This is a genomic window from Aquimonas voraii (genome assembly GCF_900101825.1).
GTDB lineage: Bacteria > Pseudomonadota > Gammaproteobacteria > Xanthomonadales > Xanthomonadaceae > Aquimonas > Aquimonas voraii.
This window is the reverse complement of sequence record NZ_FNAG01000002.1, coordinates 43,064-54,504: the sequence shown is the minus strand read 5'-3', so window position 1 is coordinate 54,504 and position 11,441 is coordinate 43,064. Positions and strand designations below refer to the sequence as shown.

The following is an 11,441-nucleotide window of genomic DNA, read 5'->3' as shown; positions in this document are numbered from 1 at the left end:
TCCTGTGTGGAGGAAGCGGGGCGCGAGCACCCGCTCAGACGGGCGGCAAGCCTGCCATATCCCAGCGTGGCCGCACGGTGAGCGCGCTCGCCTCGTGCTGCCCGGCCGCCAGCCGCAGGGCGCCTGCGAAGGCGATCATCGCGCCGTTGTCGGTGCAGAACTCCGGCCGGGGAAAGCTCACCTTGACCTTGCGCCGTCGGCTGAGCTCGTCGAGCCGCGCACGCAGGCGGCGGTTGGCGCCGACGCCACCGGCCACGACGAGGGTTTTGGCGCCGGTGGCCTTGAGGGCGCGATCGCATTTGATCGCGAGCGTCTCGACCACCGCCTCTTCAAAGCCACGCGCGATGTCGGCGCGGGTCTGCGCGCTCTGATCCGACTGCTGCCAGGCCAGCAGCACCTGGGTCTTCAAGCCCGAAAAACTGAACTCGAGGCCCGGCCGGTCGGTCATCGGCCGCGAAAACGTGTAGCGCGCGGGGTCACCGGATTCGGCCAGCTTCGCCAGTTCAGGACCGCCGGGATACGGCAGGCCCAGCAGCTTGGCGGTCTTGTCGAAGGCCTCGCCGGCGGCGTCGTCCAGGGTCTCGCCGAGCAGGCGGTACACGCCGATGCGCTCGACTTCGACCAGCTGACTGTGGCCACCGGAGACCAGCAGGGCCACGAAGGGCGGCTGCGGCGGGTTCGCCTCGAGCAGCGGCGCCAGCAGATGGCCCTCCATGTGGTGCACGCCGATCGCGGGCAGGCCCAGCGACCAGGCGATCGCCCGGCCGGTGGCCGCGCCCACCAACAGGGCACCCACCAGGCCGGGGCCGGCGGTGTAGGCGACGCCATCGAGGTCGGCGACGCCGAGGCCGGCCTGCCCGAGACAGTCGCGGATCAAGGGCAACAGCTTGCGCACGTGGTCGCGGCTGGCCAGCTCCGGCACCACGCCGCCGTAGTCCGCGTGCAGGCGCACCTGGCTGTACAGCGAATGGCCCAGCAATCCGCGCGCGTGGCTGTAGACGGCCACGCCGGTTTCGTCGCAGGAGGTTTCGATACCGAGCACATTCATGGGGCGCAAGATGCAGATCGGGCCCCGGATTGCAAGGGCGTTGGAAGGCCGCGTATCATACGCGGCTCCCCGCCCCCGCATTGCGCGCATTGACCGCGCGGGCAACTGTCGCGGGGGCCCACCGAATCCGCACCGGAGATCCCATGCCCAGCGTCAAAGTCCGCGAAAACGAGCCGTTCGAGTTTGCCCTGCGTCGCTTCAAGCGCACCTGCGAGAAGGCCGGCGTCCTCGCCGAGACCCGCAAGCGCGAGTTCTACGAGAAGCCGACCCAGGAGCGCAAGCGCAAGGCGGCCGCCGCGGTCAAGCGCCATCTGCGTCGCGTCAGCCGCGACGTCACCAAGCGCCGTCGCCTCTACTGAGGCTTCGCCCGGCCCGCGCGGCCGGGGCTTGAATCCTTGAAGGGAATCCGGAGCCGGTGTTGCGCAAGCGACACCGGCTTTTCCTGTTGGCGCGCGAAGGTGGCGATCCCCGCGGCGCGCGCCCGATCCCGATGCCCTGCCCCACGCCGGGGCCGCATCACTGCACATCCGAGGTGAGCCATGAGCCTGAAGCAGCGACTGACCGACGACATGAAGGCCGCCATGAAGGGCGGTGACAAGGAGCGCCTGGCGGTGATCCGCCTGGTCAACGCGGCGATCAAGCAGCGCGAGGTGGACGAGCGCATCCAGCTCGACGACGCCCAGGTGCTGTCGGTGCTGGAAAAGATGATCAAGCAGCGCCGCGACTCGGTCAGCCAGTACGAGGGCGCCGGCCGCGAAGATCTGGCCGCACAGGAGCGTTTCGAGATCGAGGTGATCCAGGCCTACATGCCGCAGGCGCTGGGCGAAGCCGAGATCGACGCCCTGATCGAAGCCGCCATCGCCGAGACTGGCGCCAGCAGCGGCCGCGACATGGGCAAGGTGGTGGGCGCGCTGAAGCCGAAGGTGGCCGGCCGCGCCGACATGGGCGCGGTGTCGGCGCGCATCAAGGCGCGTCTGGGCGGCTGAGGCCGCGCGGCGCCGACGCCTTGAGCGCATCCGATCCCTTGAACGGCCCCGCCCGCGGGGCCATCGCCGCGCCGCCGTCGAAGCGGCGCGCGGCGCTGCTGTTCATCTTCATCACGGTCGCGCTGGACATCCTGGCGCTGGGCCTGATCATCCCGATCCTGCCCAAGCTGATCCTGGAGTTCAGCGCGGGTGACTCGGCCCGGGCGGCGACGCTCTACGGCCTGTTCGCGGTGGCCTTTGCGGCCATGCAGTTCCTGGCCTCGCCGGTGCTCGGCGCGCTCTCCGACCGTTTCGGGCGGCGCCCCGTCATCCTGCTGTCGAACCTGGGCCTCGGGCTCGACTACATCCTGATGGCGCTGGCCCCCAGCCTGTGGTGGCTGCTGGTCGGCCGCCTGCTGGCCGGCATCACCGCCGCCAGCATCACCACGGCCAACGCCTACATCGCCGATGTCACTCCGCCGGAGAAGCGCGCCGCCGGCTTTGGCATGCTCGGCGCCGCGTTTGGACTCGGCTTCGTGATCGGCCCGGCGCTGGGCGGCGTGCTCGGCAGCATCGACCTGCGCCTGCCCTTCTGGTTGGCGGCGGGCTTGAGCCTGGCCAATTTCATTTACGGCTGGCTGATCCTTCCGGAATCGCTGCCGGCCGAGAAGCGCCGGCCCTTCGCCTGGCGCGGCGCCAATCCGCTGGGTGCGCTGAAGTTCCTGCGCGCGCATCCAGGCGTGCCGGTGCTGGCCGGTGGGCTCTTCCTGAGCCAGCTCGCCCACATGGCCCTGCCTGCGGCCTTCGTGCTGTACGCCGACTACCGCTACGGCTGGGACGAGCGCGAGGTCGGCCTGGCCCTGGCCCTGGTCGGGATCTGTTCGGCGATCGTCCAGGCCGGTCTGGTGCGGCGGGTGATCCCGCACATCGGCGAGCGTCGCGGCCTGCTGCTCGGCCTTTCCATGGGTGCTGCCGGCTTCGCGCTCTACGGCTTCGCCTCCGAGGGCTGGATCCTGCTGCTCGGCGTGCCGGTGATGGCGCTGTGGGGCTTCGCCATGCCCTCGGCCCAGGGCCTGCTGACCCGCCACGTCGAAGCCGAAGCCCAGGGCCGGCTGCAGGGCGCATTGACCAGCCTGACCGGCATCGCCGGCATCATCGGCCCGCTGATGTTCAGCCAGATCCTCGCCGCCGCCATCGGCCCGCTGAAGGCCTGGCACCTGCCGGGCGCACCCTTCCTGCTGGCGGCCGCGCTGCTGACGGTGGCGGCGCTGCTGGTGCGCGCCCGCGTCCGAAGCTGAACGGAAGCGGGCAGGCTCCACTGTCCGCGCAACCCCGCAAGGGCGCATCCTCCGTACCCGGTCGCCGTCGCCGCATTCTGCGTCGGCATTGTCCGAACACCGATTGGAGGTCCACGATGCGCGTTCCCCTGCTGTCGATGCTGAGCCTTGCCATGACCGCCACCTCCGCCGCGGCTGCCGACACACCCGACTACGCGTTGACCGTCTACAGCGCGGCTGCCCCCGGCACGCTGTCGACCGAACGCCTCGCCGACTACGGCGATCGCCTGCCCGGCTACGCGGTGGTCAGCGACCGGCGCGCGCTGGAGCTCTCGCGCGGCACGGGCGAACTGCGCTTCTCGGATGTGGCGCGGCGGATCGACCCGACCACCGTGAGCTTTGCTTCGATCACCGATCCCACGGGCACTCGCGTGCTGGAGCAGAACTACCAGTACGACCTGGTCAGCCAGCAGAAGCTGCTGCAGCGCTATCTGGGCCAGCCGCTGACGGTGGAGCAACAGCGCGGCGACGCCATCGAGCGCATCAGCGGCACCCTGCTGTCGGCCGATGGCGGGCTGATCCTGGCGCGCGAGGACGGCAGCGTGGTCACGCTCAGCAGCTGGAGCAGCGTGCAGTTCCCGGCCCTGCCCGGCGGTCTGATCAGCAAGCCCACCCTGGTGTGGAAGCTCGATGCCGCACGCGGCGGTCGCCATGAGGCCCAGGTCAGCTACCAGACCCAGGGCATGACCTGGTGGACCGACTACAACATCACCCTGCGCGAGGAGGGCGGTCGCTGCCGCATGGATCTCGCTGCCTGGGTGAGCCTGGTGAACCAGAGCGGCGGCAGCTTTCCCAACGCGAAGCTGAAACTCGTGGCCGGCGACGTCAATCGCGCGCCAGCCGCGCCCGAGCCGCAGATGCTGTATCGAACCATGGTCGCTGAAGCTGCGCCCAAGGCCGATGGCTTCGCCGAATCCGAACTGTTCGAGTACCACCTCTACACCCTGGGTCGGCGCACCGACCTGCCCGACAACTCGGTCAAGCAGCTTGAACTGTTCCCCGCGGTCGCAGGCGCCGAGTGCCGACGTGAACTGGTGTTCACCGCCACGCCGAGCTACTACAACTACGGCGCGGCAATGACCGACCAGGGCTTCGGCGCCACCCAGCGCGGCGAGGCCGGCGCGTTTCTGGAGTTCGAGAACCGCGAAGCCAACCGGCTGGGCATCCCGCTGCCCGGCGGCCGCGTACGCGTGAGCCAGGCCAGCGCCGACGGCGCGCAGGAGTTCATCGGTGAGGACCTGATCCAGCACACCGCTCGCAACGAAACGCTGCGACTCAAACTGGGCACCGCCTTCGACATCAGCGGGGAGCGCAGGCAGGTGAGCTACAGCTACGACGAAAAGGCCCGCACCATCACCGAGACCATCGAAGTCGAGGTCCGCAACGGCAAGAAGAGCCCGGCCGATGTCACGGTGCGCGAGTACCTCTACCGCTGGAGCGGCTGGACGATCACCGGCAACAGCCAGGCCTACGACAAGCGCGACGCGCAGACGATCGACTTCGCGGTGAAACTGCCGGCCGAGGGCAAGCAGACGGTGCGCTACACGGTGACCTACCGCTGGTGAGGGCACAGACGGACGCGGCCCTGCTGGCGCTTCGCGGGGCCTCGTCGCGGAACCTCGCAGGCAAGGGTGGCATGCGCCAGTGGCTGGATGTTAGCAGTGCGAGCCATGAGCGGGGCCCGCGAGCCGCTGGCGCAGCAGCGCCCTGAGCGGACGGGTCAACACCCGCCGCTGGCCCCATGACGGTCTCACTGCCGAAGCGGGCGGCCGGCACCGGGCTCCGATGGGCGCACGCCCGCCCCATCGACACCGCAGCGAACCCCAACCGATGGCCGATGGGACGCGGGTTTCACACTGTTATGCTCCGCGGTTCTTTCGGTCCGTCTCCACGGAGTTCTCCATGCGTAGCCCCCTGCTCACCGGCGCCCTCGCCGGCGCGATCACCCTGGCCCTCGGCCTGAGCGCCTGCTCCAAGCCTGAAGGCGACACCGCCGCTCCGGCCGCGAGCACGGCCGCCGCCGACGCCGCGCCTGCCGCCGCGGCCGACCTCTCCGGCAACCCCTTCATGCAGCCGAGCAGCCTGCCCTTCATGGCGCCCGACTTCAGCAAGATCAAGGACGAGCACTACCTGCCCGCCCTGCTGGAAGGCATGCGCCAGCACATCGTCGAGATCGAGGCGATCGCCAACAACCCCGAGGCGCCGACGGTTGAGAACACGCTGGTCGCACTGGAGCGCTCCGGCGCCCTGCTGACCCGCACCGCCGAAGTGTTCATGAATCTCGCGGGCACCGACACCAACCCGACCATCCAGCAGGTGCAGGCGGAGATCGCACCCAAGATGGCCGCGCACCAGGACGCGATCCTGCTGAACGCCAAGCTGTTCGAGCGCGTCAAGTCGATCTACGACGCCCGCGAAGTGCTGAATCTCGATCCCGAGACCAAGCGCCTGGTCGAGCAGACCCACCTGCGCATGGTGCGCGCCGGCGCCGAGCTGTCCGAGGATGCCAAGGTCAAGATCCGCGCCCTGAACGAAGAGCAGGCCGGGCTGATGACCGCATTCCAGCAGGCGCTGCTGAAGCAGACCGAGCGCGCCGCCGTGGTGGTGGATGACGCCGCCCAGCTCGACGGCCTGTCGGAGGGTCAGATCGCCGCCGCCGCCGAAGCCGCCAAGGCCGCCGGCCACGAGGGCAAGTGGCTGATCCGCATCACCAACACCACCCGCCAGCCGGTGCTGACCCAGCTCAAGAACCGCGAGCTGCGTCAGCGCGTGTGGGAAGCCTCGGCCAACCGCGGCCTGCAGGACGGCGAAGGCGACACCCGCCCGATGGTGCTGCGCCTGGCCCAGCTGCGCGCCGAGCGCGCGGCGCTGCTCGGCAAGCCGAACCACGCGGCCTTCCAGCTTGAGAACCAGATGGCCGGCACGCCCGAAGCGGTGCTGAAGATGCTGTCGGATCTCGCCCCGACCGTGGTGCAGAACGCCCAGCGCGAAGCGGCCGACATCCAGGCCCTGATCGACTCGCAGGGTGGCGGCTTCCAGCTGCAGCCCTGGGACTGGGAGTTCTATGCGGAGCAGGTGCGCGCGCAGAAGTACGACCTCGACCCGGAGCAGGTGAAGCCCTACTTCGAGCTCGACCGCGTGCTGCGTGACGGCGTGTTCTACACCCTGAACCGCTTCTACGGCGTCAGCTTCAACGAGCGCAAGGACCTGCCCGTCTACCACCCCGACGTTCGCGTGTTCGACGTGATCGACTCCGACGGCACCCAGATCGGCCTGTTCTACGCCGACTACTTCGCCCGTCCGAGCAAGCGCGGCGGCGCCTGGATGTCCACCTTCGTTGATCAGAGCGAGCTGCTGAACCAGAAGCCGGTCGCGATCAACGTCATGAACATCCCGAAGCCGGTCGACGGCCAGCCGGCGCTGATGAGCTTCGACGAGGTCACCACGATGTTCCACGAGGTCGGCCATGGCGTGCACGGCCTGTTCTCCAAGGTGAAGTACCCCTCGCTGGCCGGCACCGCCGTGCCGCGCGACTTCGTCGAGTTCCCCTCGCAGTTCGAGGAGGACTGGGCCAAGCACCCGGAGATCCTGGCCAACTACGCCAAGCACTACCAGACCGGCGAGCCGATCCCGGCTGAGCTGATGCAGAAGATCCTGAACGCCTCCGGCTTCAACCAGGGCTTCGACACCCTGGAGTACATCGCGGCCAGCTTCCTCGACATGGAGTGGCACACCCTCCCGCAGGGCACCGTGGTGGAAGACGTCGAGGCCTTCGAGAAGGCCGCCCTGGCCAAGCACGGCGTCGACTTCGCGCCGGTGCCGCCGCGCTACCGCAGCGCCTTCTTCGCCCACGTCTTCCCGGGCGGCTACTCCTCCGGCTACTACGCCTACATCTGGAGCGAGGTGCTGGCGGCCGACGCCTTCGCCTTCGTCACCGAGCAGGGCGGCCTGAACGCCGAGCTGGGTGCGGCCTACCGCCAGGGCATCCTGTCGCGCGGTGGCACCGAAGACCCGATGCAGATGTACGTGAACTGGCGCGGCAAGCAGCCCGACGCCGAGAACCTGCTGTACCGCCGCGGCCTGAAGAACAAGAGCGACGACTGATCGCCCCGGGTTCTCCCACGCTGCAACCAGGAAGGGCGCCGTCGGCAACGACGGCGCCCTTTCCTTTGGGCGCGGGTGAACAAGGTTCTGGCTGGATTTGGAGAGGCCAGCAAAGCAAGCGGAACCAATCGCCGCAGGCTTGCTCCAAGCCGGCCTGCTTGTTCCGAACCGAGTCGCGCATGCCGCAGGACTGGCTGATTCACCCCCACCTCCAGCAGTCCGCGCTCGAAGCACGGGCGCGGCTCAGACAGTGGCGAAGTCGCCCCGGCGAGACGCTGTTCCACCTGCTCGCCATGCTCGCGCTGGCGATGCTTGCCACATTCTTCCTCGGCGCCCTGTCCACACGTCTGTCGCCTCTGGTCGAGGCGTGGCGAGGCCATGGAGGGTCAGCCCTTGGGCTGTTCGTCCTGATCGCCCTGGCAGCGCTGCAGCGCCGGGCTCGTCGATTCGAAGCGGCCTCTCGCGCAATCGACTGGCTTTCTGCACTGCCTGTCGGCCTCACCCTGCAGCGGCGCGGCCAACGCCAGCATCTGCTGCTCGGCCTCGGGCTCGGGCTGCTCTGGGTTCTGGCAGGCTCGCTGGCCGCGCTGGCTTCACGCGTACTCGCGCCCCACGAGGCCCTTGTTCTGGCGACGCAGGGCATGGCGGCCGTCCTGCTCGCGGGGGGCCTGACCCTCGCTCTGCAGAGCCGCCCGGGCCGACTCCAAGGCGCCAGGACGACCGCAAGCTCGGCCCCAGCCGAGGCGAAGCCGACTCTTGGCAGCGAAGCCCGGGGCTGGGCAGTCGCACCACGCTGGCTCGGTCCCTGGCCTGAACTCGGACAGCTGCAGCGCCGCAGCAGCCAGCGCGCCTGGCGCAGCGGTCGCGCCTGGGTCTGGCTCCTTCCACTGGGTCTCATGGTGCTGGCCGGCGAAGGCGCGCGCGTGTTGGCCGGCATGCTGCTGTTGGTGCTGATGCTGCCCTGGCTGCGCACCGCACTCGATGCCAGCGCCCGCGCACTGGCCGAGGCCGAACGCCTGCTGCTGGCGACGCCGCGCTCGCGTATCGAGTTCTGTCGCAGCGGCTGGCGCTACCCAGCCTCACGCGCGCTGCTGGCGAGCGTCGTGTGCGCGCTGGCCCTCTCGCTCTTCGGCGCGCCGCCACTCAACATCGCGCTCGGCGCGCTTGCTCTGCTGCTGCTCTGCGGACTGGAGATCGCGCTGATGCTGCACTACCCGCGCTCGCGCGCCCGCCAGCGCGGCCAGCTGATGGCCGAAGTCGCGCTGCTGCTGGTGCTGGCGCGCGAGGGTCTGGGGCCGGCCGTGCTGCTGCCGGCGCTCGGAATGATCGGATGGCACGCATGGCGTGCACGGAGACTGGCTTGAGCACGCACGCACTCGATATCCGCGACCTGCATCTGGCGCTGGGCGGCCGTCCCGTGCTGCAGGGCATCGACCTGAAGCTTCCACCCGGCGAGTTCCTGGCGCTCGCCGGGCCCAATGGCTCGGGCAAGAGCAGCCTGCTTCGCTGCATCGCCGGGCTGCTGCCCGCGCAGCGCGGAACGATCCTCATCTGCAGCCATGCGATTGCCGCCGACACCGCTGCGGCACGCGCGAAGTTCGGCATGGCGGTGGATCCCGCCGCCCTGCCCGGCCTGCTGACCGGGCGCGAATGCCTGCAGCTGTTCGCCCGCACGCGCGGGCTCGGCAAGGTGCCGGCCGCCACGCTCGCGCTTGCGGAAGCGCTGCGCTACAGCCCCTACCTTGACCGCCCGGTTGAGGAATACTCGCTGGGCACGCGACAGAAACTCGCGGTGCTGCTCGGCCTGATCGGCGAGCCGCCCCTGCTGCTGCTCGACGAGCCGCTCAACGGCCTCGATCCGCCCAGCGCCTGGGCGCTGAAGCGCCATCTCGCCGACCTCGCTGCGCGTGGCACCGCCATCGTGCTCGCCACCCACGCGATCGAACTCGCCGAGCGCCACGTGCATCGCGCCGTCCTGCTGGTGGATGGCCGCATGCGCTTGGATCTCGACCGCGCCGCGCTGGCGCTGCTGCGAGCGGATCCCGAGCGCTCCCTGGAAGCCGAACTGGTGGCCGCGATGGGCGCTTGAGCGCCTGCGTGCCCGAACCTGTGGCACCCGCCGTGGGTGCCGGGAGCGGGCACAATCGCAGGCCGATCCGTGCCGGAGCCCGCCATGCGCCACACCCGCCTCGCCGCCGCCCTGCTCGGCGCACTGCTCGCCCCTGCCGCCGCGTTCGCCGCGCCGCCGCTTCCGAGCGAGGCGCTGGTGCCTCCGGCCACCGAGCACGCGCCCAGCGCGCAGGTGCTGGCGCCGCAGATCCAGCGCTTTCGCGCCGACCTCGCCGCCATCGAGCACGTCAACGACATCGCCTGGGGCCAAGCCCGCCGGCGTGCGCTGGGTGAGCTCTACACCGGCTGGCTGACACGACTGGATTCGATGGACTTCGACGCACTGGGCCTCGAGGACCGGATCGACTGGATCCTGTTCCGCGGCGAGCTGCAGCAGCGCCAGCGCGAACTGGACTTCGAGCGCCAGCGTCTGGCCGAAGCCGCGCCCCTGCTGCCCAAAGTGGCGGCGCTGATCGAACTTGCGGAGGCACGCCGCGCCCTGCAGCAGGCCGAGGGCCGCAGCAGCGCCGGCGTGCTGGAGCACGCGCGGGCCGCACTGGCGGATCTGGATGCGCGCATCGAGGCCAAGGACGCTACGCTGTCGACGCTGTCGCCCGCCGTGGCGCATCGTGCCGCACGCGTGCTCGACGCCACCCATCGCGCGCTGAAGGACTGGCACGCGCATCAAGACGGCTACGACCCCGACTTCACCCATTGGGTCAGCAACCCCTGGCAGGCGCTCGACGCCCAGCTGCCGAAGACCGCCGAGCTGATCCGCAAGCGTTTGGCCGGGGTCGACAACCCCGAGGTGATCATCGGCGACCCGATCGGTCGCGAGGCGCTGATCGCCGCACTCACGGCGGAGCGCATCCCGTATACGCCGGAGCAGCTGGTCGAGATCAGCCGCCGCGAGCTGGCCTGGTGCCGCGAGGAAATGCAGAAGGCCGCGCGCGAGATGGGCTTTGCGGACTGGCGCGAGGCGCTGGAGGCCGTCAAGCAGAAGTCGCCGCCGGTGGGCCAGCAGCCGAAGCTGGTGGTGGAACTGGCGCGCGAGGCCATCGACTACCTCACCGACAACCAGCTGGTCACCGTGCCCGAGCTGTCGCGGCGCGACTGGCGCATGAACATGCTGAGCCCGCAGGCGCAGCTGCAGGCACCGTTCTTCCTCGGCGGCCGCGATGTGTGGGTGGCCTATCCGCATTCGAGCATGCCGCACGAGAAGCAGCTGATGAGTCTGCGCGGCAACAACCGCCACTTCTCGCGCGCGGTGGTGCACCACGAGCTGATTCCCGGCCACCACCTGCAGTACTTCTACAACCTGCGCCACCAGACGCAGCGCCAGCTGTTCAGCACGCCGTTCTGGATGGAGGGCTGGGCGCTGTACTGGGAGCTGTTCCTGTACCAGCGCGGCTTCGCGCAGACCCCCGAAGACCGCATGGGCATGCTGTTCTGGCGCAGCCACCGCGCCGCGCGCATCCAGTTCAGCCTGGCCTTCCACCTCGGCACGATGACCCCGCAGCAGGCCATCGAGCTGCTGGTGAACGAAGTCGGCCACGAGCGCGAGAACGCCGCGGCCGAAGTGCGGCGCAGCTTCACCGGCGACTACGGCCCGCTCTACCAGGCGGCCTATCTGCTCGGCGGCCTGCAGTTCATGGCCCTGCGCCGCGAGCTGGTCGAATCAGGCCAGATGGGCGAGCGCGACTTCCACGACGCCATCCTGAAGGGCGGCACCATGCCAGTGGATCTGGTCCGTCTGCGCCTGCGCGGCGAGCTGCCGGACAAGGACCAGCCGCTCTGGCGCTGGGAGTGAGGTGCACCTGAGGCGCTGAGACGATCCGCCGCCGCAACGCAAACGGCCCCGCTGAGCGGGGCCGTTTG

General features: G+C 69.8%; 9 protein-coding genes. 8 read left to right on the top strand and 1 reads right to left on the bottom strand.

Annotated elements, in window-relative coordinates:
- Positions 1 to 34: 34 nt before the first annotated feature.
- Positions 35 to 1,048 (bottom strand): tRNA (adenosine(37)-N6)-threonylcarbamoyltransferase complex transferase subunit TsaD, encoded by a 1,014-nt coding sequence (gene tsaD / locus BLP83_RS04965; RefSeq protein WP_091239620.1) that lies wholly within the window; start codon positions 1,046 to 1,048, stop codon positions 35 to 37.
- A 143-nt stretch (positions 1,049 to 1,191) separates the two neighbouring features.
- On the opposite strand from tsaD, the gene rpsU reads away from it, so the two are divergent.
- From rpsU to BLP83_RS04925, 8 genes are all read left to right on the top strand, one after another.
- Positions 1,192 to 1,407: a 30S ribosomal protein S21 gene (gene rpsU / locus BLP83_RS04960; RefSeq protein WP_018971772.1), complete on the top strand. Its 216-nt coding sequence runs from the start codon at positions 1,192 to 1,194 to the stop codon at positions 1,405 to 1,407.
- A 180-nt stretch (positions 1,408 to 1,587) separates the two neighbouring features.
- Positions 1,588 to 2,034, top strand: a complete 447-nt coding sequence (locus BLP83_RS04955; RefSeq protein ID WP_091239618.1) for a GatB/YqeY domain-containing protein — start codon at positions 1,588 to 1,590, stop codon at positions 2,032 to 2,034.
- Between the two features lie 20 nt (positions 2,035 to 2,054).
- Positions 2,055 to 3,311, top strand: a complete 1,257-nt coding sequence (locus tag BLP83_RS04950; protein WP_245679965.1) for a TCR/Tet family MFS transporter — start codon at positions 2,055 to 2,057, stop codon at positions 3,309 to 3,311.
- A 116-nt stretch (positions 3,312 to 3,427) separates the two neighbouring features.
- Positions 3,428 to 4,915 carry a DUF4139 domain-containing protein gene (locus BLP83_RS04945; RefSeq protein ID WP_091239616.1) on the top strand — a complete coding sequence of 496 codons (1,488 nt, stop codon included), beginning with the start codon at positions 3,428 to 3,430 and terminating at the stop codon, positions 4,913 to 4,915.
- 337 nt (positions 4,916 to 5,252) lie between these two features.
- Complete coding sequence (locus tag BLP83_RS04940; RefSeq protein ID WP_091239614.1) at positions 5,253 to 7,454, top strand: M3 family metallopeptidase; 2,202 nt, start codon at positions 5,253 to 5,255, stop codon at positions 7,452 to 7,454.
- A gap of 179 nt (positions 7,455 to 7,633) precedes the next feature.
- On the top strand, positions 7,634 to 8,818 hold the full coding sequence (locus tag BLP83_RS04935; protein WP_143006543.1) for a hypothetical protein: 1,185 nt from the start codon (positions 7,634 to 7,636) through the stop codon (positions 8,816 to 8,818).
- Positions 8,815 to 9,543: an ATP-binding cassette domain-containing protein gene (locus BLP83_RS04930; RefSeq protein WP_176764013.1), complete on the top strand. Its 729-nt coding sequence runs from the start codon at positions 8,815 to 8,817 to the stop codon at positions 9,541 to 9,543. The genes BLP83_RS04935 and BLP83_RS04930 overlap by 4 nt, the downstream gene beginning before the upstream one ends.
- An 84-nt stretch (positions 9,544 to 9,627) precedes the next feature.
- Positions 9,628 to 11,373: a DUF885 family protein gene (locus BLP83_RS04925; protein ID WP_091239607.1), complete on the top strand. Its 1,746-nt coding sequence runs from the start codon at positions 9,628 to 9,630 to the stop codon at positions 11,371 to 11,373.
- Positions 11,374 to 11,441 lie beyond the last annotated feature (68 nt).